This is a genomic window from Streptomyces yongxingensis (assembly GCF_055597465.1).
This window is the reverse complement of sequence record NZ_CM145717.1, coordinates 9,424,036-9,447,655: the sequence shown is the minus strand read 5'-3', so window position 1 is coordinate 9,447,655 and position 23,620 is coordinate 9,424,036. Positions and strand designations below refer to the sequence as shown.

The following is a 23,620-nucleotide window of genomic DNA, read 5'->3' as shown; positions in this document are numbered from 1 at the left end:
AGCAGCGGCCCCCTTCAGAAGGCGAACAGCGAGATGATGGCGATGTTGCAGACCAACAGTGCCCCGGCGGTGGGGATCTGCGCCTTGATGGGCCCGTACTGGTCCTTGAGTTCCAGCAGGGCGGCGGGCACCAGGTTGAAGTTGGCGGCCATGGGTGTCACGAGCGTGCCGCAGAATCCGGCCAGCATGCCGACGGCCAGGACGACGGGCGCGTCCCCGTGCATCTGCTGGATGAGCACGGGCCAGCCGATGGCGGCGGTCATCACCGGGAAGGCGGCGAAGGCGTTGCCCATGATGACGGTGAACAGGGCCATTCCCACGCAGTAGACGGCCACGGCGACGTACTTCTGGCCCTCCGGCAGCACCTGTTCGGTGATCTTGCCGACCTGGGTGCCGACCCCGGCCTCCTGGAAGATGGAGCCGAGCACGGCGAGCAGTTGGGGCAGCAGCAGCGCCCAGCCCATGGATTCCAGCAGGCTCCGCCCGGCGTGCAGCGGCACCGTGGGCCGCCGCTCGCGCACCACGACCATGCCGACCAGCAGCCCGACGATCGCGCCGAAGCCGAGGCCGAGGATGGTCTCGCTGCCGGCCTCCAGGACCGGCTCGCCCCCGATGTGCCAGTGCTTGACGGCCGAGGCGCAGACGACGGCGACCAGCGGGATGGTGAGCGCCGGGACGAACAGCCTGCTGCCGAGCCGGGCGGCCGAGGCGGTGCGCTGCTCGGGCGTGGTGGTGCGCGGCACACCGCGCCCGGTGAGCTGGAAGCCGCCCAGGCAGACCATGGCGAGGACGGCGACGCCCAGCGGTTCGGCCGGGGCCTTCTTCTCCACCACCCAGCTGCTGTAGAAGAAGCAGCCGCCGAGCAGCCCCCAGAAGGCGGCCGAGCCGAGGCGCTTGGGGTTGGTGCGGTCGACGACCATCTGGGCGGCCATGGCGAGGAAGACCGCGCCGACGAGCCAGTAGAACCACTCCGCCTTGATCACTTGGCTTCCTCCGCGGTGCGGCTGCCCTCGGCAGCGGATCGGCCGCCGGAGGCGGCGAAGTCGTGGTCCAGCGAGCGGTCCAGGCGCAGCAGCCGGAAGCCGTGGATGAGGAACGCGCAGACGGCGGTGGGGATGGCCCACAGCGCCAGCTGAAGCGGCTCCAGGTGGGTGTGGTACGTGGTGTTGACGAACCCGGTGATCAGCAGGATCGAGCCGATGGCCAGGAAGCAGTCCTCGCCGAAGAACAGCCCGACCGTGTCGGCGCTGGCGGAGTACGAGCGGACGCGCTCGCGGACCCGCTCGGGCAGCGGGCCGTGGCGGCGCTCCGCGGCGCCCTCGGCCATCGGCGCGACCATGGGCCGGACGCTCTGGGCCGGGCCGCCGATGCTGGTGAGGCCGAGGGCGGCGGTGAGCTGGCGCAGCAACAGGTAGAGGGCGAGGAACCGGCCGGTGGTGAGCTTGCCGAGCCGGCCGATGAGGGTACGGGCCTGTTCCTGGAGGCCGTTGCGCTCCAGGAGGCCGATCACGGGCAGGGTGATGACGAAGATCGTCACCGAGCGGCTGGAGGCGAAGCCGTTGCCGAAGGCCGCCAGGATCTCCTGGGGCGAGAGCTTGGCCAGCAGTCCGGTGGCGATGCCGGCGACCCCCACCACCAGCAACGGGTTGCGTCGTGTGGCGAATCCGAGGATCACCACGAGGACGCCAAGGAGAACGATCATGCGTCCGGCCTTCCGCGCACAAGGACCTCACGGGGGCGTGAGGAGGGTGCACCGGAGGCTAGGCGTTCGTTCAACGATCCGACAAGAGCCTGAAACGAACTTGTTCCGGCACCGCCGGATCGTTTACCGCTGGGAAACCTCTATCGCCGGGACATCTTCCGCCCGTAGGCGTCGGCCAACTGTCCCTGGGAATCGTCCAGATAGGAGGCGAGCAGCCGCTCAGCCTCCACCGCGTCGCCGCTCTGCAGCACCTCCAGGATCTGGCGGTTGCGCACCAGATAGGGGGCGTGGAAGCGGCGGGGATCGGCCATGACGTGGAAGACCAGCCGGAGCTCGGCCAGCACCGCGCGCATCAGTTCGTCGGCGCGGGGACTTCCGGCGAGGGAGACGATCGCCTGATGGAAGCGGATATTGGCGGTGGACAGGTCCTGCCAGGCCCGGTCCCGGGCGGCGCGCTCGCCCGCCAGGACCGCCGCCTCGACCGGCCGCACCTCGTACGGCGGCTCGCCCAGACCGCGCACCGCCGCGCATTCGACGAGCCGGCGCACGCGGTAGATGTCGTTGAGGTCGTCGACCGTGACGACGCGGACGAAGACGCCGCGGTTCAGCTCGTGCACCAGCAGCCGCTCATGGGTCAGCAGGCGGAACGCCTCCCGGAGGGTGTTGCGCGAGACGCCGAGCGCGCCGCCCACACTGTCCTCGGACAGCCGGGTGCCGGGCGGGAAGAACCCCTCGGCGATGCGGTCGCGCAGGATGTCCGCGACGCGCTCCGCCGTGCTGGTACGCCCCAGCAGCGCCCGGTCGGCCTCGAGCCCGGCGGCGAGACCGGGGACCGGGGCGTACCCGGCCGGCTCCACCGGCTCCGCGGCCTCCGCCGACTCCGGCGCCTCCGACATCTCCGGCGACTCGTCCGACGACTCGCCGGAACGGCGCTTTGCACCCTTTGCCCCGTTCGCCACATCAACCCCTGTTCGGTGTCTCGTTCGTCCCGTATAGCGAGAAGTCAAGCCCAGAAACCGCCACCGGACAACAACCATCTTGTCGGATCGTTCAACGATCGCTTACCTTGTGGTGCCATCCGCAACCCCTCACGTATCCCCCACGCCCGAACGGACGGATATGACCGCATCCTTGGCGAACCTGTCCATCGATCTCAACGCCGACCTCGGCGAGGGGTTCGGCCGCTGGCAGCTCACCGACGACGAGGCCCTGCTGTCCATCGTCACCAGCGCCAATGTCGCCTGCGGCTTCCACGCCGGGGACCCCTCGACCATGCGCCGGGTGTGCGAGCTGGCCGCCGAGCGCGGAGTGCGGGTCGGGGCCCAGGTCTCCTACCGGGACCTGGCCGGGTTCGGCCGGCGCAGCATGGACGTCCCGCCCCGGGAGCTGGCCGACGAGATCGCCTATCAGGTCGGCGCGTTGGAGGTCTTCGCCCGCGCCGCCGGGACGCGGGTGCACTACGTCAAGCCCCATGGCGCGCTCTACAACCGCAGCGTGCACGACGAGGCGCAGGCCGCCGCCGTGGTCGAGGGCGTCAAGCTGGCGGCCGGCGGTCCGCTGCCGGTGCTGGGGCTGCCCGGGTCCCGGCTGCACGAGGCGGCCCGCGCGGCCGGGCTGCCGGTGATCGCCGAGGCGTTCGCCGACCGCGCCTACACCGCCGCCGGGACGCTCGTGCCGCGCGGCGAGCCCGGCGCCGTGGTCCACGACCCGGACACGGTGGTCAAGCGCGCCCTCGGCTTCGCCCGCGACCGCGCGGTGACCTCGATCGACGGACGGCGCATCGAGGTGGACGTGCGCTCGCTGTGCGTCCACGGCGACACCCCCGGCGCCGCCGACCTCGCCCGCCGGGTGCGGTCCGAGCTGGCCGCCGCGGGGGTGCGCGTGGCGGCGTTCACATGACAGTGCGGACCCTGCCCGTCGGCGAGCACGGGCTGCTCATCGAGCTCGACAGCGGTGAGGCGGCGGAGGCGCTCCACGCCGAGCTGCTGCGCCGCGCCGCCGCGCGGCGGCTGCCCGCCGTGCGCGAGATCGTGCCCGCCGCCCGCACCGTGTTCCTCGACGGGCTCGCCGACCCCGGGCGGCTCGCCGCCGAGCTGCCCGGCTGGCGGATACCACCCCTCGACCGCGGCGACAGTGAGATCGTCGAGGTGCCCGTGCGCTACGACGGGCCCGATCTGGACGAGGTCGCGCAGCGGTGGGGGGTGACGCCCGAGGAGGCCGTACGGATCCACTCCGGCGCCGAGTTCCGGGTGGCCTTCTGCGGCTTCGCGCCCGGCTTCGGCTATCTGACGGGGCTGCCCGAGCGGTTCCACGTACCGCGCCACGCGACGCCCAGGACCCGGGTGCCGGTCGGCTCGGTGGCCCTCGCGGGCGGGTACACGGGCGTCTATCCGCGCTCCTCCCCCGGCGGCTGGCAGCTCATCGGCACCACGGACGCCGTGCTGTGGGACACCGCGCGGGAACCGGCGGCGCTGTTCACCCCCGGCACTCGCGTCCGCTTCCTCCCGGTATGGGATAGCGCGGCCCCGGAAGGGGCGGCGCCGTGACCGACAGCGCCTTCGTCGTCGTACGGCCGGGAGCCCTGACCACCGTCCAGGATCTCGGCCGCGCCGGCCACGCCCATCTCGGGGTGCCCCGCTCGGGGGCGCTCGACCAGCCCGCCCACCGGCTCGCCAACCGCCTGGTGGGCAACGCCGAAGGGGCCGCGACCCTGGAGACCACGCTCACCGGCTGTGCGGTGCGGCTGCGCCGCCCGGCGACGGTCGCGGTCACCGGCGCACCCTGCCCGGTCACGGTCGACGGCCGCCCCGTCGCGTGGGGTGCGGCCGTACGGGTGCCGTCGGGCGCGCTCCTGGAGGCCGGGGCCGCCGCCCACGGGGTGCGCAGCTATGTGGCGTTCGACGGCGGTGTCGAGGCCGAGCCGGTGCTCGGCAGCCGGGCCACGGATGTGCTCTCCGGTCTGGGCCCGGCGCCGCTCGCGGACGGCGCGGTGCTGCGGCTCGGGCGTCCGCGCGGGCCGGTGCCCGCTGTGGACGGGGTGCCGCATCGGGGCGTCGCACCCGAGCTGGTGCTCCCCGTGGTGCTCGGCCCGCGTGACGACTGGTTCACCCCCGCGGGGCTGCGCACCCTCTCCACCGGGGGCTTCCGCGTCTCGGCCGCGAGCAATCGCATCGGACTGCGGACCGAGGGCCCCTCGCTGGAGCGGGCGCGGGACGGTGAACTGGCCAGTGAGGGCATGGCGCTCGGCGCGCTCCAAGTCCCGCCGGACGGACGGCCGGTGCTCTTCCTCGCCGACCATCCGACGACCGGCGGCTACCCGGTCGTGGGCGTCGTGCCGGAGCGGTATCTGGCCGCCGCGGCGCAGGCCGTCCCCGGCACTCCGGTGCGGTTCACGCCGCTGGGCCGGGCCTCCTGGAGGCCGTCTGCCGGGCGGACCTTCCGGGACGGCGCCTAACGGGCGCGCCGTGCGCCGACGCGCTCCCTGCGCTGTGCCTTGCGGCGCAGCGCGCGGCGCTCCTCCTCACCGGTGCCGCCCCAGACCCCGTGGGTCATTCCGCTCTCCAGCGCGTGGTCCAGACATTCCTGGATCACCGGACAGCGGTGGCAGACCTCCTTGGCCAGGGCCTCCTGCCGCCGGGCCGCTGGGCCCGCCACCCCCACGGGGAAGAACAGCTCCGGATCCTCGTGCGTGCATTCGGCGTTATGCCACCAGGCCATGGCTGCCCCTTCCAGGAACGACGTTGCTGAAGCACCCGCCGTCAGGCTGACGCGCTCACGTGCGCGGGCGGGCGCCCGTGAGTCATGCGGGCGCGTCCGGGCGGGCTTTGACAAGGTTCGGGTTTCCGATCGTGGCGGTGGCAAACGGACCGAACACGCCATGCCTCGTATCGGGCTGCCTGGTTGGGCCCCGGGGCGGTCCCGGCCCCTCCAGGGGGCGTCAGTCCCGCAGCCGCTCGGGCAGCAGGATCACGCTGCTGCCCGGCCGGCCGATCCACCGCGGCCCGCCGTCGACCGCGACCCCGGTGACCGCGGCGGCCATCGCCAGCGCCCGCGCCGTCCAGCCGGACGGATGCCCGCCGTCCCCGAAGCGATAGCGCCACGCCTCCTCCGGATCGCCCTGCTCGGGGTCGAGCATGACCTCCTCTGAGGAGCACATCACCCCGTCGCGGGCTATCGAGGGGTGGATGAACGCGTCGGGGTGGTCGAAGACCGAGACGGCCACGGTGCCCCGGGAGAGCGGTGCCAGCACCTCCTCGCCATGGATGGCGATCCCGTCGAACTGCTGGAGCACCACACCGCCGGGTGCCGCGCCGACCAGCACCCGCCCCTCCTCCTCCAGCAGGACGTCCGCGTAGTCGGCCTCGCCGCCTTCCTCGCCGTCCTCGTCCTCCCCGATGGTGGCGACGACGTTTCCGCCCAGCGCGGCCACGACCTCCGGCACGCTCCGCCCGGCCACGAACGCCACACAGCCCCAGTCCTGATACTCCCCGCCCTCGCCGTCGAAGGCGGCGATCAGCTCATCGGCCGCCCGCTGCGCGGCCCGCTCCTCGGAGGACGGCTCCCGGGCGCCGGGCACCCCGGCCACCAGGTCGGCCAGCGGCGTCCACCACGCCAGCTCGCCCGGGCACCGCCCGTCGGCCTCCCGGGGCCGCCAGGGGTCGGCCCCGGCCGCGATGAGCGCCGACGCCTTCTCTCGGTCCCAGGTGCGCACCGCGTGCCACAGCGAGGTGCGGCCCGCCGCGTCCGGCTGGTCCACCTCCCGTGCCACCGTGAGCAGTTCGGCCAGCACTTCGGCGCTTCCCGAGCAGGCCGCGGAGTGCAGCGGCGCCATATGGCCGCCGAGGATGCGGTCGGGGTCGGCCCCCGCGGCGAGCGCGGCGCGCACGGCCCTCAGATCCGTCCAGTCGTGGATGTCCTGCCAGTCGGTCATGCGTCCAATCTGGCATCCGCCACCGACAATCCGTCCCCGGCCTCCTCCGGCGGGCCGTAACCGCCGCCGCCCGGGGTGTGGACGACCAGGACGTCCCCCACCCCGACGTCCGCCACGTCGCGGCCGTCCAGGCGGTCCACCGAACCGTCGGCGCGCTCGATCAGGTTCGCGCCCAGCGCGCCCGGTTCGCCACCCGCCATGCCGTACGGGGCCACCCGGCGGTGGCCGGTGAGGAGGGCGACGGTCATCGGCTCCAGGAAGCGGATGCGGCGGGTGACGCCATGGCCGCCGCGCCAGTGGCCGCGGCCGCCGCTGCCCCGGCGGATCGCGAAGCTCTCCACCCGCACCGGATAGCGCCACTCCAGCACCTCGGGGTCGGTCAGCCGGGAGTTGGTCATATGGGTCTGTACGGCGTCGGCGCCGTCGAAGCCGTCCCCCGCGCCGGAGCCGCTGGCGACCGTCTCGTAGTACTGGACGCGGTCATTGCCGAAGGTGACGTTGTTCATCGTGCCGGAGCCCTCGGCCTGGACGCCCAGGGCCGCGTACAGGGCGCCCGTGACGGCCTGGGAGGTCTCGACGTTCCCGGCGACCGTGGCGGCCGGGAAGACGGGCGCCAGCATGGAGCCCTCGGGGATGCGGACCTCCAGGGGCTTCAGACAGCCGCTGTTGAGCGGGATGTCCTCGGCCACCAGCGTCCGGAAGACATAGAGCACGGCCGCCATCACCACCGAGCTGGGCGCGTTGTCGTTGCCCGGCCGCTGGGGCGAGGTGCCGGTGAAGTCCAGGACGGCGCCGCGCGCGCCGCGATCCACCGTAAGGCTGACGCGGATGACCGCCCCGCCGTCGGTCTCGTAGCGGTACGAACCGTCGCGCAGCCCGGCGACGATACGGCGCACCGACTCCTCGGCGTTGTCCTGGACGTGGCCCATATAGGCGTGCACCACGTCGAGGCCGAACTGCCCGATCATCCGGCGCAGTTCCTGGATGCCCTTCTCGTTGGCGGCGATCTGGGCGCGCAGATCGGCGAGGTTGGCGTCCGGGGCGCGGGACGGATACGGCCCGCCGGTCAGCAGCTCGCGGGTCTCCCGCTCGCGCAGCGCCCCGTCCCGTACCAGCAGCCAGTTGTCGAAGAGGACGCCCTCCTCCTCGATGGTGCGGCTGAAGGCGGGCATGGAGCCGGGGGTGATGCCGCCGATCTCGGCGTGGTGGCCGCGCGAGGCGACGAGGAAGAGCAGTTCGTCCCCCGCCTCGTCGAAGACCGGGCTGACCACGGTGACATCCGGCAGATGGGTGCCTCCGTGGTACGGGTCGTTGATCGCGTACACATCGCCGGGCCGCATCGCGTCCCCGTTGCGCCGCAGCACCTCCTTGATGGACTCGCCCATGGAGCCCAAGTGGACCGGAATGTGCGGGGCGTTGGCGATGAGGTTGCCCTCGGCGTCGAAGAGTGCGCAGGAGAAGTCGAGCCGCTCCTTGATGTTGACCGAGTGGGCGGTGTGCTCCAGGCGGACGCCCATCTGTTCGGCGATGGCCATGAAGAGGCTGTTGAAGACCTCCAGCATCACGGGGTCCACCTCGGTGCCGACCGCGGTGGTGCTCGGGCGCGGCCGCACCCGGGTGAGCAGCAGATGGCCACGCTCGCCCATGGTGGCCTGCCAGCCGGGGTCGACCACGGTGGTGGCGTCCTCCTCGGCGACGATCGCGGGCCCGGTGACCCGGTCCGACGGGCGCATGCGGTCGCGTTCGTACAGCTCCGTCCGCTGCCAGTGCCCTTCCGAGAACATCCTTACGGTCGTCACGGGCGCCAGTCCGCCCTCCCGGGGCGGGCGTTCCACGGCATGGCCGCCAGTGGGTCCGGACGCGCCGACCGCCTCGACCGACACCGCCTCGACGACCAGCGGCTTGTCCATGGTGAAGGCGTAGCGGGTGCGGTGCGCCCGGACGAAGTCCTCGGTCATCGCGGGGGCGGAGTCCAGCGGGACGGGGATGCTGGAGTCGGTGCCCGCGTACCGCAGATGGACCCGGGTGACGGTGTCCAGGGTGTCCTCCGGGACCCCGTCCGCGAGCAGTTCGCCGCGGGTCTGATCGGCCAGCCGCGCGCACAGCTCGCGCACCCGCGGCAGCGTCTCCCCGCCCAGCTCCGCCTCGACGGCCTGCTCGCGCATGGCGGTGGCATCGGCCACCCCGATGCCGTACGCGGAGAGCACCCCCGCGAGCGGCGGCACGATCACCGTGCCGATGCCGAGCGCGTCGGCGACCGCGCAGGCGTGCTGGCCGCCCGCGCCACCGAAGCTGGTGAGCGCGTAGCGGGTGACGTCACGGCCGCGCTGCACGGAGATCTTCTTGACCGCGTTGGCCATGTTGAGCACCGCGATGTCCAGGAAGCCCGCCGCGACCTCCTCCGGTCCGCGCCGGTCGCCGGTCGCCTCCGCGATCTCCTCGGCGAGTGCGGCGAAGCGCTCCCGGACCGTCGCCGCGTCCAGCGGCTGGTCGGCGTGCGGGCCGAAGACCGCGGGGAAGTGGTCCGGCTGGATCCGGCCGAGCATCACATTGGCGTCGGTCACGGTCAGCGGGCCGCCGCGCCGGTAGCAGGCGGGGCCGGGGACGGCTCCGGCCGAGTCCGGCCCCACGCGGTAGCGCCGGCCGTCGAAGTGGAGCACCGAACCGCCGCCCGCCGCCACGGTGTGGATGTTCATCATCGGCGCGCGCATCCGCACCCCGGCGACCTCGGTGCCGAAGATCCGCTCGAACTCGCCCGCGTAGTGCGAGACATCGGTCGAGGTGCCGCCCATGTCGAAGCCGATGACCCGGTCGTGTCCGGCCTCGCCCGAGGAGCGCGCCATGCCCACCACACCGCCCGCGGGTCCGGACAGCACCGCGTCCTTGCCCCGGAAGTGCGCGGCCTCCCGCAGCCCTCCGTTGGACTGCATGAACATCAGCCGGATACCGCGCAGTTCGGCGGCCACGTCCTCCACATAGCGGCGCAGGATGGGCGACAGATAGGCGTCGACCACGGTGGTGTCGCCGCGGGACACCAGCTTCATCAGCGGGCTGACCTCGTGCGAACAGCTCACCTGGGCGAAGCCGAGGTCGCGCGCCACCGCCGCGACCTGCTGTTCGTGCGCGGCGTGCCGATAGCCGTGCAGCAGGACGACGGCGGCGCCGCGGAAGCCGTCGCGGTGAGCGGTGCGCAGCGCCTCGGTGGCGGCGTCGAGGTCCAGGGGGCGGACGACCTCGCCATGGGCGTCCACCCGCTCGGGGATCTCCACCACCCGGTCGTACAGCGCCTCGGGGAGCAGGATCCGGCGGTCGAAGAGGCGGGGGCGGTTCTGGTACGCGATGCGCAGCGCGTCCCGGAATCCTTCGGTGACGACGAGGACGGTCGGCTCACCCTTGCGCTCCAGCAGGGCGTTGGTGGCGACCGTGGTACCCATCTTGACGACGTCGATCCGGTCGGCCGGGACCGGATCGCCGGGGCCGAGCCCCAGCGTCCGCCGGATCCCGGCGACGGCGGCGTCCGTATAGCGCTCGGGGTGGTGGGACAGCAGCTTGCGGGTGACCAGGCGGCCGTCCGGACGCTTGCCGACGACGTCCGTGAAGGTTCCGCCCCGGTCGATCCAGAATTCCCAGCGACCCGTCACCCCGCCATTGTCGCAGCGGACGGCGGTGTGTCGGCGATGAGCGGATCGGCGGGCGGGTGGGGCACCGGATCGGTGGACGCGGGCGCGGACTGCCGGGTGAGCGGCTCGGCGGGTGGATGGGGCGGTAGGCCGGTGGTGGACGGGTGCGGGAGGAGGGTGGAGGCCGGGCCGCGGGTCACCGCGGTGAGCGCGGCGAGCGTCGCCCGCCGGTCCCGGTCCTCGAGCAGATGTCCGGTGCCCTTGAGGCGGTGGCGCCATTCCAGGGCCGCCAGCGCGACCAGACCGGGCAGGAGGTCGGTGCAGCGGTCCGCGATCCAGCGGGTGCCGCGGGTCGCGATCCACCACGCGGAGGCGGCGCGCGAGGGCGCGGGGCCGTCGAGCTCCAGGGACGGCGGGGCGCCGGTCGCGATGGACCGGGCGCGCAGGGCGCTGTGGAACTCCCTGGCCAGCAGCCGGTGGCCGAGCTCGCTCGGATGCAGCCGGTCCACGCTCCACGCCCGCCGGTCGGCGACCCAGGTGTGGTCGCTCAGCTCCACATGGACCGCCTCGTGGCGCCGGGACAGCGCGTGCACCACGGTGTTCACCGCGCGCATCCGGCGCCCCAGGGGGCGCGCCAGCGCGGACGGCAGCCCCAGCATCCGCCCGGGGTCGGGCAGGCAGGCGGTGAGCACCACGGCGCCGTCGGCGCGCAGCGCGCCGATCGTGCGGTCGAGGGCCTCGGCGACCCGGTGGATGTCGAACGAGTCGCGCAGCGTGTCGTTCCCGCCGACCACGACCGACACCAGGTGCGGGCGGGCGCGGCGGGCGGCGGGCAACTGTTCGTCGGCGACATCGGCGGCCAGCGCCCCGCTCCGGGACAGATTGACGAACTCCACGGGCTCATCGGGGTGCGGCCCGGCCGCCGCCGCCAGCAGCGCGGCCCAGCCACGCCATCCGCCGCCGGGCGCCGGGTCGCCGAGCCCCTCGGTGAGCGAGTCGCCGAGGGCGGCGAACCGCAGCCTGCGCGGCTCCGCGACCACGCCCTCGCCCGCGACCACGCCCTCGCCCGCGACCGCGCACTCGTCCGTGGCCTCCCCGTCGCCCGGCGTCGTGCCCGGCGTCCGGCCCGCCCGGTGCGGGACAGTGGTCGCGTCCTGCCCCGCACACCCCGTCTCCGTAAGGACGGCCTCCCCGTGGACGGCCTCCGTAAGGGCGGCCTCCTTACGAGACGGTTCCGTACCAGCGCGGTCCCCCGTGTGAGCGCCGGCTGGGCTCACCGCACACCGCCGACGGCCCGGGGCGCGGAGACCGCCGGAGCGGCCGGGAGCGCGGCGGCCGGGAGCCGGCCGCCGTCGGCGCACCGGACGCCCTCGGTGGACGCGTCGTGGGCGGCCAGGAAGGAGGCGACCGCCGCGGGCCAGCCGTAGCGCTCGGCCCGGGCCCGGGCCGCCGCCCGGCGCAGGGGCTCCGAGCGGCCGAGGACGCGCTCGACGGCGTCCGCGAAGGCCGGTCCGTTGTCGGCGGCGGTCTCGCCCGCCGCGCCGACGATGTCCGGCAGCGCGGAGAGCGCGCTGACGACGACGGGCGAACCGCAGGCCAGCGCCTCCAGCGCGGCGAGGCCGAAGGTCTCGGCCGGGCCCGGCGCCAGCACGACATCGGCGCTCGCCTGGATGGCGGCGAGCCCCGCCCGCTCCGCCACATGGCCGAGGAAGACGGCCGGAAGCCCCTCGGCGCGGGCGCGGGCCTCCAGGCGCGGCCGGAGCGGCCCGTCCCCGGCGACCACGAGCGCCGCGGAGACGCCGCGCCGCCGCAGCTCGGCGAGCGCGTCGAGCGCCCGGCCCGGCCGCTTCTCGGGCGAGAGCCGCGAGCACATGGCGATGAGCACGGCCGCCTCACCGCGGTGGTGGTCCCGCAGCGCGGCGTCGTGGTGGGAGGGGTGGAAGTGGCCGAGATCCACGCCCAGCGGGGCGCGTACGACATTCCGCGCGCCGATCCGTACGAACTCGCGCGCCGCCCATTCGGTGGTGCAGACGATCCGCGAGTACGCCCGCGCGGTACGGAGGTTGAGCCGGTCCGCGGCTCCCTGGGCGAACGCGTCGGGCACACCCCAGGTGCGCAGCACGGCGTCCGCGCTCTCGTGGGAGACCATCACGGCCGGTACGCGGGCGCGCCGCGCCCACTCCCCGGTCCAGCGGAGGGAGGTGCGGTCCGACACCTCGAGCCGGTCCGGTGCGAGGCCGTCGAGCAGCCGGGTCAGCCGCCGCCGGTCGGTCAGGACGCGGTAGCCGCCGGTGCCGGGGATGGTCGGCCCGGGCAGCGTGATCACCCGCCCCTGCCGGGTGTGCTCGTCCGAGACCCGCTCGCCCGGCACCACCAGGACGGCCTCGTGCCCGGCCGCCTGGTATCCGGCCCCGAGCTCGCGCAGCGCGGTGCGGAGGCCGCCGGAGGCGGGGGTGACGAAGTTGGCCAGCCGGACGATGCGCAGCCCCTTGCCGTCGCTCATGTTCTGCTCCCCTCCCACGGCGCTCATGTTCTGCTCTCCTCCCAGGGCGCTCATGCCGTGCCCCCTTCATTCGCTTCTCCGCCCGCGCGGCGCAGAGGCGCGCGCATCGCCATCCACCGCGGCCCGGCGGCCGCGCGTGCGGCGCTCATGCGGCGACCGCCGTGCGGGCCGCCAGGACCTCGGTGTAGTGGTCAATGAGCTGGTCGCCGATCGCCGCCCAGGTGCGGCCCTCGACCGCCTCCCGGCCGACGTGCCCCAGCGCCGCGCGCAGCTTCGCGTCGGCCGCGAGCAGCGATACGGCGTCGGTCACCTCGGTCGCGTCGCCGGGCGGCACCAGCAGTCCGGTGCGCCCGTGGTCGATGAGGTCCAGCGGGCCGCCCGCCGCGGGCGCGATCACCGGGACGCCGCTGGCCTGGGCCTCCTGCACGGTCTGGCAGAAGGTCTCCTGGGGGCCGGTGTGGGCGAAGACGTCCAGCGAGGCGAAGACCCGGGCCAGGTCGTCGCCGGTGCGGCGGCCGAGGAAGCGGGCCCTCGGCATGGCCGCCCGCAGCGCGGGTTCGCTCGGCCCGTCCCCGACCACGACCACCTGGATGCCGGGGAGCTCGCTCAGCGGCGCGAGCAGCTCGACGTTCTTCTCCGGGGCGAGGCGGCCGATGTATCCGACGATCAGCTCACCGCCGGGGGCGAGCGAGCGGCGCAGCTCCGGGTCGCGGCGCGAGGGGTGGAAGCGCTCGGTGTCGACCCCGCGCGGCCACAGCCGGATCCGCGGCACGCCGTGCTCGTCCAGGTCGCGAGCGGCGGCGGTGGAGGGGGCGAGGGTGCGGTCGGCGGCGGTGTGCACGGCGCGGATGCGCCGCCAGGCCGCGTTCTCGCCCGCACCGAGGTAGGTGCGGGCGTAGGAGCCCAGGTCGGTCTGGTACACGGCCACCGCGGGTATCCGCAGCCGGAGCGCGGCCGTCATCCCGCGCGCGCCCAGGACGAAGGGGCTGGCGAGGTGGACGACATCGCTGCCGTGGGCGGTGATCGCGGCCGCGAGCTTCCGGCTGGGCAGCGCGACCCGCACCTGCGGATAGCCGGGCAGGGGCAGGGACGGGATACGGACGACGGGGTACGGATGCGACCGGTCCATCTCCCCTTGGCTCTCGGGTGGCCCGCCGGCCGCGGCGGGGGGTGGGCCTCCGGGGGGACCCGCCGGTGCGATGACCAAGGGGTGATGACCACGGCGGTGGAGGTGGTCCGCGGTCTGCAGCGTGCAGTGAGCGACGCCGTTGATGTCGGGTGGGAAGGATTCAGTCACGATGGCGACACGCATACCGGTGTTGTCGGCGTACGAAGGGTGGCCCCGGCATCGCGAACGTTTCGCGCCGTAGAACGTCCCATGAGCGTTGACCCCCGCACCCCGCGGGGCCCGCTCAGGGCCCTGGAGGGATCACCGCAAACCCGTATGAACCCGCTGGGATCGGCGGCCGGTCACTCGGCGTGAATGTTTCGCTGCGAGCACCCTGTTCGGGGCCGGAGCGGGGACACGGAGGGTGATGAACCTTTCACCTGTGCCCGGAAAGACGCGCCCCGCGCCTTGAGGGTTGCCTGCGCCCGACTCCTTGGAGTGTGCCTGCGCCCGACTCCTCGGGGGTGCCTGCCCCCTGGTCCTGAGGTGCCTGCCCCCGGGGCCGTGCGCCGGGGGCGGCCCGGGGGTCAGAAGCCCGGGGTCTCGGGCCCGATGCGGCTGCGGACCGCCGTCTGGACCTCGGCCTCCTCCGCCGGGTCGGCGGCCAGCCGGCGGAGCTGTTCGACGACGCGGGCGTCGGCGGTGGCGGCGTGCCGGGCGGCGACTTCGCGGGTGCTCTCCTCGCAGTCCCAGAGGCATTCGACCGCGAAGCCCGCCGCGAAGGACGGATCGGTGGCGGCCAGCGCGCGGGCGGCTAGGCCGCGGAGGTGGGAGGAGGCCGTCTCCCGGTAGATATGGCGCAGGACGGGCGCGGCGCAGGAGATCCTCAGGCGCCCGGCACCGTCGACCAGCGTCCACAGGGTCTGGGCGTCCGGGCCCTCGGCCCGGACCGTGCGGCGGAGGGCGGCGAGCACGAGCGGGGTGTCGTACTGACCGCCGCGGCAGGAGAGCATCGCGGCCGCCGCGCCCCCGAGGGCGTCGGGGCGGTGGGCCCAGACCCGGGCCCGGTCGAGGGCGGCGATACTGCGCATGCGTTCGAAGGCGGAGAGGGCCGCCTGGGAGACCAGTTGCGAGGCGTCCGGCTCGGTCACGGCGGCCTCGATCAGGTCGAGCACCTCGGGGTCACCGATCTCCGCGAGGTGCCGCAGCGCCGCGGCGCGGGCGGCGTCGGGGGCCGACGCGGCGGCGGCGAGGAGCTCGGGCCGGTCCTCGGGACCGGCGACGGCGGCCAGACAGCGGGCGGCCGCGTCGGGGCGGCGGGCGTCCGGCTTCAGATCGTGCTCCCGCTGGGCCCACAGCAGGATGTCGTGGACGCTCCAGCCGGGGCGCGGCCCCGAGGGCCGCAACTGGCGCTGCCATCGGTCGAAGGCGCCGCGCTCGGCCGCCGCACGCACCCGCGGCCCGTGGTCCGGATCGTCGGCCCACAGCCGCCAGGGCCGGGGTTCGTAGGCGCCGCGCACGACGGCGGCCAGTTCGGCGTCGCCGTCGGGGGTCCGGGGGAAGTGGGCGAGGATCGCGGGGGCGAGGCCGCGCAGCCCGGTGTCGTCGTCGCGCAGGGCCAGCTCGTCGAGGGCCCATTCCCAGTTGCTGCCGGCCGCGGCGTAGCGGCGCAGCAGCCGTAGCGCGTCGGACCTGCCGTAGGCGGCGAGGTGGCCGAGGACGGAGAGGGCGAGCCCGGTGCGCGCCTCGTCGTCGTTGACCAGGTCGTCGGGGTGGAACAGATGCTGTTCGATCTCGTCGAGCCCAGCGTCGAGGTCCAGACAGAGCCTGGCGTAATAGAGCGAGCGGTTCTCGACCTGCCAGTCGCGGCGGGGGTCGCGCAGCACACAGTGGTGCAGTGCCGCGAGCGCCTCGGCCCGCGGCGCGGCGAGGGCGTGCAAGGTCCCGTCGCCGCGGCCTCGCTGCAGGAGGCCGAGCAGGGTGCCGCTGGGCGCTATGTCTGGATCGAACATGAGGTCAGCATCCGGTGCGGGAGGTTCGCTGGCAACGGGATTTCCGTCGATCGGCATTCTTGCCGATGTCCTGCCGCCGTATGCCTGATGAACGGCGTGGGACTGAGGGACTCCCGAGCGCCGCAGCCTACCCGGAATCGCGCCCTCCGCCGATTCCCGCCCGACCTGCCCCCGGAAGGCCAACGGCATATGCCGCAAGCACCACCGGATCGGGTATTGCCAAACCGCTTACGGGATGTCGCAGCCTGTGCAAGAGTCGTTACCGGTCCCTCCCTCAAGACCCGGCCGCGCCGCGCCCGTATCGGAGAACGTCATGCCGTCCCCCCGCTCCGCGGACCATCCCGCCGTGCCGCCTCCCCAGCGTGACACGGTGGACGCCCTCATCTCGCAGACCCAGCGGCTCCGCGGCGGGCTCGACGCCGTCCGCCGCGACACCGTCGCGGACCTGGGCGGCACGGATGACGCGCAGGTGCGCTGGCAGCGCGCGTTGTGCGAGCTCGCCGTCCACCAGCTGGACGACCTGGGCCGGCATCTGGGCGAGCTGCGCGAGGGACTGCCCGCCGAGCCCTCCGAGACGGTCGATCACCCCGAGACGGTCGATCACCCCGAGACGCAGGCCGACGCGACGGCCGGGGCCCCGGCCCGGAGCGAGGCCGCCGGTCACGCTCCCACCGGCCGCGGTTCGCTGCTGAGCCGGGTCGGCAGCGCCGAGTGGAACCTCCTCACCGACGAGGTGACCTGGTCCGACGAGCTCTGCCGGATCTTCGGCCGCGACCCCGGGGACGGCGGGCTCACTCTCGATGAGCTGCCCTCCTGGGTCTTCTCCGAGGACCAGCCGATCCTGACCGCGATGGTCACGGACTGCCTGGTGGACGGAAAGCCCATCGACGGCGAGTTCCGTGTCGTGCGCGAGGACGAGGTGGTGCGCACCGTCCATATGGCGGGCGAGCCGGTGCTCGACACCGACGGCAGCACCGCCTCCATGTGGGCCGTGCTCCGGGATGTGAGCGAGCTGCGCCGCAGCGAGCGGGCGGTGCGCGAGAGCCGGGACACGCTGCGCCACCAGCGGCGGATCGCCCGGACCGAGCGCCGGCTGGCAGTGGAGGTGCAGGAGGCCGTACTGCCGCCGTGGCGCGGCTCCCTCCGGCTCCCGGCCCGTGACGGCTTTCCGGGCGCCGGCCCGGCGGCCGACGGCGCCGCCCTCGACCTCGCAGCCCACTACCTCCCCTCCGAGTCCAGCGCCCAGATCGGCGGCGACTGGTACGACGCGCTCGAACTCCCCGATGGACAGACATCGCTGAGCGTCGGCGGCCTCACCGGCCACGGTGTGACCGCGACCTGCGGCATGGCCATGCTGCTGGGCGCCGTGCGCGGCATGGCGGTGGCCGGGATCGAGCCGGGCGCGCTGATGGGGCGGCTCAACCAGCTGCTCGCCGTCTCCTCCCAGCCCGCGCTGGTCGGCGCCGTCTGCGGGCAGTACGACCCGCGTACCCGCACCCTGGTGTGGGCGCAGGCCGGACACCCCGCCCCGCTGCTGTTCCGCGACGGGACGGGGCGCCCGCTGCGCTCTCCCGACGGCGTGCTGCTCGGCGTCACGGCGGGCGCCGCGTACACCCAGTCCGAGGAGCGGCTGGAGCCGGGCGATCTGCTGGTGCTGCACACCGGACGGCTCGCCCGGGACGCCGAGGGCGCCACCGAGCGGCTGCTCGCGCTCGCGCCACGGCTGACCGCCGCCCACGGCGCACAGGAGTGCGTACGGACGGTGGCCGAGGCGTTCGGCGACGAGCCGCGCGAGAACGACGCCTGTGTGCTGATCGCCAGGGTCACCGGCGGCCGCGCATGACGCGGCGCCCCGCGTCGGCGTGACGCGGTGAGTGGCCCCGCGCAAGGCGTCGGCTCTCCGTAAGGCGTTGACCCCGCGTAAGGCGTCGGCCCTTCGTATGACGTCGGCCCCTCGTATGGCGTTGACCCCGCATAAGGCGTTGACCCCGCGTGCTGCCCCTCGTCATGCCCTTCGTACGGCGTGGCCCGGCCGCTAGACGACCGCGCTCTTGGCGATGGAGCCGGACCCTTTCAGCCCCGTGCCGCCCCTCCCCGCGCCTCCCTTCGGCATCACCTGCTGGATCTCCTCGCGCAGCTCCCGGATGGCCGGTGAGGTGCCGTACCGCCCGGTGAGCCGGTACATCTCGCGCAGCCGGTCCCAAGTGCGGTGCGAGGAGTTCTGCTCGATCGTCAGCAGCGCCATCCGGGCGTAGCGCTCGGCCTGCTCGGGATCGTCGCCGATGAAGCAGGCCGAGGCGATGGAGATGTGGTCGAAGATCTGGGACCGCTGGCGCCCGCCCTCCCGCATCCGCAGCGCCTTCTTGGCATGGCTCTGGGCGATCCCCGCCGCCCCCGGCTCGTGCTCGGCGAGCGTGCGGTAGACCAGCCCCTGCATCCCGTGCAGATCCGCCTCGTTGAACAGCTGCATCCAGCTCGGCGCCGGCCCGTCGTCCCGGTCCGAGACGAACAGCTCCTCCGCCTCGCCCAGGGCACGCCGCACCGCCTGGCCGTGGCCCTTGGACGCCTGCGCCCATGCCTCGATGGTGCAGAACATGGAGCGGGTGCGCGGCAGCGCCGCCTCGCCCGCACCGGACTTGGCCAGCCGCATCAGCTCCAGGGCGTCGTCCGGGCGGCCCAGGTGCACCATCTGCCGGGCGGCCCGGGAGAGCGCCTCGCTCGCCCGGGGCCGGTCGCCGCCCTCGCGGGCCGCGTGGGCGGCGATGACGAAGTACTTCTGGGCGGTCGGCTCCAGGCCGACGTCATGGGACATCCAGCCGGCGAGGACGGCCAGATTGGCCGCCACCCCCCACAGTCTGCGCTGCAGGTGCTCGGGGTGGCGATAGGCGAGCATGCCGCCCACCTCGTTGAGCTGACCCACCACGGCCTTGCGCTGGAGCCCGCCGCCGCGGGCCGCGTCCCAGGCGCGGAAGACCTCGACCGAGGTCTCCAGGGCGTCGATCTCCTGGGAGCCCACGGGGGCGGCCTCGTAGCGGTCGAAGCCCACGGGCTCGACGGAGAGGGGGTTGTCGGTACGGGGCGCGTCGGTGGCGAGGGTGGGGTCGGAGAGCAGAAAGTCGCTCATGGCACCGGTGATGGCGGATCCCGCGGCGAGCGCGGCACCCGCACCCACCAAGCCGCGTCGGTTGAACATAAGGTCCATTCCCGTGAATTCGGTGAGGACCGCGGCCGTGGACTCGGGCGGCCAGAGCAGCCCGTCGCCGGACTGCCCCTTTCCCGCGCGCCCCCCTCGTCCGAACCCGAGATCCTCGATGGTCACGACTCGACCGAGGCGCTCGGTGAACAGGGCCGCCAGCACCTTGGGCACGGGATCGCGCGGCGTCTCGCCGGTGTCGATCCAACGCCGCACCCGCGAGGTGTCGGTCGCCAGCTGCGGATGGCCCATGGCCGCCGCCTTCCGGTTCACGAGCCTCGCGAGCTCCCCCTTGGACCAGCCGGCGAGGCCGAACAGGTCCGCAAGACGGGTGTTGGGTTCCCTCGTCACGTCAAGCCCCCAGGTTCCTCGGCTGACTTGACAGTAACGGTCCCGTCACGAGCCGTGCGACTATTCGCCAGGGTTCGCCAGGGTCCGCCAGATGGTGTGCCACCCGCACAGGGGTGTGATGTAGGAGCGCGTTACCCGGCCCGGTGGCGGCTCGAGTTCGACCGAACCGCATTCCCCAGGGTGCGGCCCCGCCCCGGGGCCGGGTGCGTACGCAATTCGTCGGCACACGAAGGGATCTGTCTCGCCCATGTACGCAGCATCGTCCTCCGTGTCCGCCCCGCCCCGGCCGTACCGGCGGCAGCTGCCCGGCAATGGGCCGTACCTCGATCCCGCCCCCGGCGGCCGGGCCCGGCGGACCGGCGCCCTCGGCCCCGTGCCGCCCCGCGGGAGACTCGACTTGTCCGGTCCCCAGGGTGCGCAGCTGCGCACCGCGATCACCTCGATCCACCGCATCTGCCCGGAGTTCAACCCGGTGCAGGTGCTGCGGCGCAGCGGACGGTCCGTGCTCCTGATCGGGGCGACCGGGCGCAGCACGGCGGTGGCCAAGTGCCTGCTGGACCACTCCCCCGCGTGGGCCGAGCGGTTCCGCCGGGAAATAGCGATGTACCGGACGTTCGTCCGCCAGCGCCCGCCGGTGCGGGTGCCCCGGCTGATCGCCGCGGACCCGGACAACTGCGCGCTGGTCATCGAGCGGATGCCCGGGCGGATCGCGGCCGCCCAGCGCCACCCCACCGAGCCCCCGCCGCGCGCCGATCTGGGCGCGGTGCTGGGTGCCATCCGCCGGGTCAACCAGTGGCGCCCGCCCGCCGATCTGTTCGACGCCCCCATCGACTACGCCGCCCGGCTGGCCCGCTATCACGAGCTCGGGCTGCTGACCGACCGGGACATGGGCGATCTGCAGAAGCTGCTGCGCGGCGTCTCGCACGCCTGCGGGCGGCAGACCCCGGCGCAGTTCTGCCACGGCGACGCCCTGTTGAACAACGTCCTGCTGTCCCCGGCGGGCCCGGTGCTCCTCGACTGGGACCACGCGGGCTGGTATCTGCCCGGCTATGACCTGGCCACGCTGTGGACGGTGCTGGGCGACGCGCCCGTCACCCGGCGCCAGATCAGCCAGTTGGCGCAGGCCGCGGGCCCGGCCGCGCGGGACTCCTTCCTGGTGAATCTGATGCTGGTGCTGACGCGGGAGATCCGGCAGTACGAGACCGCGGTGCAGCGCACCATGCACGACCCCGCTCCCGTGGTGCCGGGCGCGGTGCCGGCCGGTGAGGAGCAGCGGCTTCTGCTGCGCCGGCTGCACGACGACTGCGCGCTGGCCCGGCGCGCGGTGCGGGCGGCGGTCGGCACCCGCTGAGCGGAGGCGGGGTGGCGGCCGCCCGGCGCGTCACCGGTCTGGACCGGTGACGCGCCGCAGGCGGGCGACCATGCGAACGTCCGTCCGGGTGACGGCGATTGACGCCACGCCTGGCAGCGCATATCTCTAAGTGGCTCGGCTCGGCCCGGCCCGCTTGAGGAGGCTGCAATGCCAGGATCCGCACAGGACAGCGCGCAGGACGCGAACAGAACCCCGTCCGGTCCCACCCGGAGAACCACGCTGCGCACCGCGGGAGCCGCGGCGTCCGCCGCTCTTCTGCTCCCGATGGTCTCCGCCACCCCCGCCGCCCATGCCGACCAGCGGCGGGCCGATGGACCTGGTGCCGACGGCGGCGCCCTGCAGCGCGCCTTCGCGGCCGCCGCCGCCGAGTACGGCGTTCCGCTGAGCGTGCTCCTGGGCGTGTCGTATCTGCAGTCGCGCTGGGACGGCCACGGTGGCGCGCCCAGCGTCACCGGCGGCTACGGCCCCATGCACCTCACCGACGCCCACACCGCGCTGCTCACCGCCCCGCACCACAGCCAGGGCACCGAGGACGCGCGCGGCGATCTGGCCCGGCCGCTGAGGGTGCCCCATGCCTCCGTTCCCCAGCCCCGGCGGCTGCCCGCCCGGCTGCGCACCCTCAGCCGCGCCGCGGACCTCACCGGGCTGTCCGCGGAGGCGCTGCGCGGCGACGAGAGCGCCAATGTGCGCGGTGGCGCGGCCCTGCTGGCCGCCACGCAGAAGCGGCTCGGGCTGCCGTCGAGCGAGGACCCCGCCGACTGGTACGCGGCGGTGGCGGCCTACTCCGGCGCCGATGACGCCGCGGCCGCGGCCTTCTTCGCCGACGAGGTGTACGGGGTGATCCGCGGCGGTGCCGCGCGGACGACCGCCGACGGCGAGCGGGTCTCCCTCGACGCGGCGCCCGACGTCGCCCCGGACACCCGGCAGCTGCGGACGCTCGGTCTGCCGTCCCGGGCGCGGGATCCGCGGGTCGAGGCGCCCGAGGACGTGTCCTGCGAGTGGATCCCGGCGCCCTACGAGGAGTTCGGGGACGGCGACTACGGCAACCACGACCTGGGCGACCGCCCCTCCTCGCAGTCCGTCGACTACATCGTCATCCACGACACCGAGGGCTCCTGGGACACCACCATCAAGCTGGTCCAGGACCCCACCTATGTGTCCTGGCAGTACACCCTGCGCTCCTCCGACGGGCATATCGCCCAGCATGTGCCGCTCAAGGACGTCGCCTGGCACGCGGGCAACTGGTACGTCAACGCCAAGTCCATCGGCCTGGAGCACGAGGGGTTCCTGACCGCCCCGGACGCCTGGTACACGGAGGCGATGTACCGCTCCTCGGCACGGCTGGTGCGCTACCTCGCCAAGCGGTTCGAGATTCCGCTGGACCGCCAGCACATCCTGGGCCATGACAATGTGCCGGGCACCACCGCCTCCACCATCAAGGGCATGCACACCGACCCCGGCCCCTACTGGGACTGGGCGCACTACTTCACCCTGCTCGGCGCGCCCTTCCGGCGCACCGCGGGCTCCTCCGGCGGGCTGGTCACCATCCGCCCCGACTACGACACCAACCGGCCCGTCTACACCGACTGCGAGACGGCGGGCCAGGCATGCGCCCCGCACGGCTCGTCCGCGGTGCGGCTGCACACCGCGCCGAGCGCGGACGCCCCGCTGGTGAAGGACATCGGACTGCGCCCGGACGGCTCGGACTCGACGACCGGGGTGAATGACACCGGCGCCCGCGCCACCACCGGGCAGCAGTTCGCGGTCGCGGGGCACGAGGGCGACTGGACGGCGATCTGGTACCTCGGCCAGCGGGCCTGGTTCCAGAACCCCAAGCGGCGGCCGACGGCGGTGAGCGTCAAGGGGCTCGTGGTGACGCCCAAGGCCGGGGCGGCGGAGGTTCCGGTCTACGGCCGCGCCTACCCGGAGAAGGAGGCGTATCCGGAGGGTGTGCCGGTGCAGGCGGTCTCGCCGCTGCCGTACAAGCTGCTCGCCGGGCAGTCCTATCCGCTGGGGCTTCGGACGCGGGGCGAGTACCTGTGGGCGACCACCTTCGATCCGGCCGGTCACAAGGTGGTGCGCGGCCAGGACGTGTACTACCAGATCCAGTTCGGGCACCGGGTGGCGTTCGTGCGGGCCGCCGATGTGACCGTCCGGCGCTCGGGGAAGTGAGCCCGACGGCCCGTCAGTCCGCCGTATGACGGACGGCCGGGGGCCGTGAGCGACCGTACGGGCGTCTCACGGCCCCCGGCGAAGGTCTCGGCGCTGCTTCTCTCAGCGCTGCTGGAACATCTCCGCGGGCAGCGGCTTGAGCAGCCGGTACAGATCGTCGGTGATCGGCCGGTCCCAGCTGGCGATGGTGACGAGCACCCCGTCGCTGCGGTCGAACTGGGCGCAGGAGATCCGGCCCTCGGAGAGCTTGATCCGGCGGACGATGAGCAGATTGTCCTCGTGCATGACCGGGCTGTCCTCGGTGTCCACCACCTGAACCGGCTCGTCGTTCCCCAGCGCCGCCAGCAGCTGGGTCACCTCGAACGGCGGCTGGCCCTCGGCCACCTCCCGGGCCGGGGAGCCCTCGGGCAGATTGCCGATGATCATCGCCGGGCCGCGGCCGCCGAACAGGTCGTAGCGCAGGAAGACGCCCTGGCAGGTGCCGTCCGGAGCGGGCAGCAGCCCCGCCCCGAGATCGCCGGGCCAGTCTCCCGGGTCCATGGCGAGGACGTCGAAGTCCGGCCCGGTGGGCGTGGCGGCGCTGCGGCGGCGGAGGAAGGACATGCCGACATGGTACGTGGCCGCGCGCCGGTTGCCGTGCCGGGGAGCGGCCGGGCC

The 23,620-nt window shown here is 74.0% G+C and carries 18 protein-coding genes; 6 read left to right on the top strand and 12 right to left on the bottom strand.

All coding sequences use genetic code 11. From position 1 onward, the window contains the following. Nucleotides 1-14: 14 nt before the first annotated feature. The 3 genes from ACZ6TD_RS40420 to ACZ6TD_RS40410 form a co-directional block, all read right to left on the bottom strand. Nucleotides 15-983, bottom strand: coding sequence for a DUF979 domain-containing protein (locus ACZ6TD_RS40420; protein WP_471346157.1), 969 nt, complete (start codon nucleotides 981-983; stop codon nucleotides 15-17). Then, complete coding sequence (locus ACZ6TD_RS40415; protein ID WP_470014066.1) at nucleotides 980-1,702, bottom strand: DUF969 domain-containing protein; 723 nt, start codon at nucleotides 1,700-1,702, stop codon at nucleotides 980-982. The genes ACZ6TD_RS40420 and ACZ6TD_RS40415 overlap by 4 nt, the downstream gene beginning before the upstream one ends. A gap of 140 nt (nucleotides 1,703-1,842) precedes the next feature. After that, complete coding sequence (locus ACZ6TD_RS40410) at nucleotides 1,843-2,598, bottom strand: GntR family transcriptional regulator (RefSeq protein WP_471346155.1); 756 nt, start codon at nucleotides 2,596-2,598, stop codon at nucleotides 1,843-1,845. Between the two features lie 223 nt (nucleotides 2,599-2,821). Here ACZ6TD_RS40410 and ACZ6TD_RS40405 point away from each other — a divergent pair, with 223 nt between their 5' ends. The 3 genes from ACZ6TD_RS40405 to ACZ6TD_RS40395 are packed head-to-tail and all read left to right on the top strand — an operon-like array spanning nucleotide 2,822 to nucleotide 5,156. Continuing rightward, on the top strand, nucleotides 2,822-3,601 hold the full coding sequence (locus ACZ6TD_RS40405; protein ID WP_471346153.1) for a LamB/YcsF family protein: 780 nt from the start codon (nucleotides 2,822-2,824) through the stop codon (nucleotides 3,599-3,601). Further along, nucleotides 3,598-4,248, top strand: coding sequence for a 5-oxoprolinase subunit B family protein (locus ACZ6TD_RS40400; RefSeq protein WP_471346152.1), 651 nt, complete (start codon nucleotides 3,598-3,600; stop codon nucleotides 4,246-4,248). The genes ACZ6TD_RS40405 and ACZ6TD_RS40400 overlap by 4 nt, the downstream gene beginning before the upstream one ends. Further along, on the top strand, nucleotides 4,245-5,156 hold the full coding sequence (locus ACZ6TD_RS40395; protein WP_471346150.1) for a 5-oxoprolinase subunit C family protein: 912 nt from the start codon (nucleotides 4,245-4,247) through the stop codon (nucleotides 5,154-5,156). The genes ACZ6TD_RS40400 and ACZ6TD_RS40395 overlap by 4 nt, the downstream gene beginning before the upstream one ends. Here the strand turns inward: ACZ6TD_RS40395 and ACZ6TD_RS40390 are convergent. The 7 genes from ACZ6TD_RS40390 to ACZ6TD_RS40360 form a co-directional block, all read right to left on the bottom strand. After that, nucleotides 5,153-5,419, bottom strand: coding sequence for a WhiB family transcriptional regulator (locus ACZ6TD_RS40390; protein ID WP_471346149.1), 267 nt, complete (start codon nucleotides 5,417-5,419; stop codon nucleotides 5,153-5,155). The two genes, ACZ6TD_RS40395 and ACZ6TD_RS40390, sit on opposite strands and share 4 nt — an antisense overlap. Nucleotides 5,420-5,639: 220 nt before the next feature. Continuing rightward, the gene (locus tag ACZ6TD_RS40385; protein ID WP_471346148.1) at nucleotides 5,640-6,632 is read right to left on the bottom strand and encodes a hypothetical protein; all 993 of its coding nucleotides are present in this window, start codon (nucleotides 6,630-6,632) and stop codon (nucleotides 5,640-5,642) included. After that, the gene (locus ACZ6TD_RS40380; protein WP_471346146.1) at nucleotides 6,629-10,273 is read right to left on the bottom strand and encodes a hydantoinase B/oxoprolinase family protein; all 3,645 of its coding nucleotides are present in this window, start codon (nucleotides 10,271-10,273) and stop codon (nucleotides 6,629-6,631) included. The genes ACZ6TD_RS40385 and ACZ6TD_RS40380 overlap by 4 nt, the downstream gene beginning before the upstream one ends. Further along, nucleotides 10,270-11,529, bottom strand: a complete 1,260-nt coding sequence (locus tag ACZ6TD_RS40375; protein WP_471346144.1) for an SGNH/GDSL hydrolase family protein — start codon at nucleotides 11,527-11,529, stop codon at nucleotides 10,270-10,272. Before ACZ6TD_RS40375 ends, ACZ6TD_RS40380 begins: the two co-directional genes overlap by 4 nt. Further along, a complete protein-coding gene (locus ACZ6TD_RS40370) occupies nucleotides 11,526-12,782 on the bottom strand; it encodes a glycosyltransferase (RefSeq protein ID WP_471346142.1) in 1,257 nt (418 codons plus the stop codon). Before ACZ6TD_RS40370 ends, ACZ6TD_RS40375 begins: the two co-directional genes overlap by 4 nt. Nucleotides 12,783-12,900: 118 nt before the next feature. Then, nucleotides 12,901-14,067, bottom strand: coding sequence for a glycosyltransferase family 4 protein (locus ACZ6TD_RS40365; RefSeq protein ID WP_471346140.1), 1,167 nt, complete (start codon nucleotides 14,065-14,067; stop codon nucleotides 12,901-12,903). A 383-nt stretch (nucleotides 14,068-14,450) separates the two neighbouring features. After that, on the bottom strand, nucleotides 14,451-15,875 hold the full coding sequence (locus ACZ6TD_RS40360; protein WP_471346138.1) for a HEAT repeat domain-containing protein: 1,425 nt from the start codon (nucleotides 15,873-15,875) through the stop codon (nucleotides 14,451-14,453). A gap of 313 nt (nucleotides 15,876-16,188) precedes the next feature. Here ACZ6TD_RS40360 and ACZ6TD_RS40355 point away from each other — a divergent pair, with 313 nt between their 5' ends. Further along, nucleotides 16,189-17,718, top strand: a complete 1,530-nt coding sequence (locus ACZ6TD_RS40355) for a PP2C family protein-serine/threonine phosphatase (protein WP_471346137.1) — start codon at nucleotides 16,189-16,191, stop codon at nucleotides 17,716-17,718. 192 nt (nucleotides 17,719-17,910) lie between these two features. Here the strand turns inward: ACZ6TD_RS40355 and ACZ6TD_RS40350 are convergent, their stop codons facing one another. Next, nucleotides 17,911-19,419, bottom strand: coding sequence for a DNA-binding protein NsdB (locus ACZ6TD_RS40350; RefSeq protein WP_471346135.1), 1,509 nt, complete (start codon nucleotides 19,417-19,419; stop codon nucleotides 17,911-17,913). 247 nt (nucleotides 19,420-19,666) lie between these two features. Here ACZ6TD_RS40350 and ACZ6TD_RS40345 point away from each other — a divergent pair, with 247 nt between their 5' ends. Beyond that, nucleotides 19,667-20,770 carry an aminoglycoside phosphotransferase family protein gene (locus ACZ6TD_RS40345; RefSeq protein WP_471346133.1) on the top strand — a complete coding sequence of 368 codons (1,104 nt, stop codon included), beginning with the start codon at nucleotides 19,667-19,669 and terminating at the stop codon, nucleotides 20,768-20,770. Between the two features lie 168 nt (nucleotides 20,771-20,938). Then, nucleotides 20,939-22,963: an N-acetylmuramoyl-L-alanine amidase gene (locus ACZ6TD_RS40340; RefSeq protein ID WP_471346131.1), complete on the top strand. Its 2,025-nt coding sequence runs from the start codon at nucleotides 20,939-20,941 to the stop codon at nucleotides 22,961-22,963. Nucleotides 22,964-23,065: 102 nt separating this feature from the next. Here the strand turns inward: ACZ6TD_RS40340 and ACZ6TD_RS40335 are convergent, their stop codons facing one another. Further along, complete coding sequence (locus ACZ6TD_RS40335) at nucleotides 23,066-23,566, bottom strand: hypothetical protein (RefSeq protein WP_020873536.1); 501 nt, start codon at nucleotides 23,564-23,566, stop codon at nucleotides 23,066-23,068. Between the last annotated feature and the right edge of the window lie 54 nt (nucleotides 23,567-23,620).

Bases quoted from the DNA above. Each gene is read 5' to 3' on its own strand.
- ACZ6TD_RS40340 (WP_471346131.1), top strand. From the start codon at position 20,939: ATGCCAGGATCCGCACAGGACAGCGCGCAGGACGCGAACAGAACCCCG.
- ACZ6TD_RS40355 (WP_471346137.1), top strand. From the start codon at position 16,189: ATGCCGTCCCCCCGCTCCGCGGACCATCCCGCCGTGCCGCCTCCCCAG.
- ACZ6TD_RS40385 (WP_471346148.1), bottom strand. From the start codon at position 6,632: ATGACCGACTGGCAGGACATCCACGACTGGACGGATCTGAGGGCCGTG.
- ACZ6TD_RS40390 (WP_471346149.1), bottom strand. From the start codon at position 5,419: ATGGCCTGGTGGCATAACGCCGAATGCACGCACGAGGATCCGGAGCTG.
- ACZ6TD_RS40360 (WP_471346138.1), bottom strand. From the start codon at position 15,875: ATGTTCGATCCAGACATAGCGCCCAGCGGCACCCTGCTCGGCCTCCTG.
- ACZ6TD_RS40400 (WP_471346152.1), top strand. From the start codon at position 3,598: ATGACAGTGCGGACCCTGCCCGTCGGCGAGCACGGGCTGCTCATCGAG.
- ACZ6TD_RS40345 (WP_471346133.1), top strand. From the start codon at position 19,667: ATGTACGCAGCATCGTCCTCCGTGTCCGCCCCGCCCCGGCCGTACCGG.
- ACZ6TD_RS40370 (WP_471346142.1), bottom strand. From the start codon at position 12,782: ATGAGCGCCGTGGGAGGGGAGCAGAACATGAGCGACGGCAAGGGGCTG.
- ACZ6TD_RS40410 (WP_471346155.1), bottom strand. From the start codon at position 2,598: ATGTCGGAGGCGCCGGAGTCGGCGGAGGCCGCGGAGCCGGTGGAGCCG.
- ACZ6TD_RS40365 (WP_471346140.1), bottom strand. From the start codon at position 14,067: ATGCGTGTCGCCATCGTGACTGAATCCTTCCCACCCGACATCAACGGC.
- ACZ6TD_RS40405 (WP_471346153.1), top strand. From the start codon at position 2,822: ATGACCGCATCCTTGGCGAACCTGTCCATCGATCTCAACGCCGACCTC.
- ACZ6TD_RS40415 (WP_470014066.1), bottom strand. From the start codon at position 1,702: ATGATCGTTCTCCTTGGCGTCCTCGTGGTGATCCTCGGATTCGCCACA.
- ACZ6TD_RS40335 (WP_020873536.1), bottom strand. From the start codon at position 23,566: ATGTCCTTCCTCCGCCGCCGCAGCGCCGCCACGCCCACCGGGCCGGAC.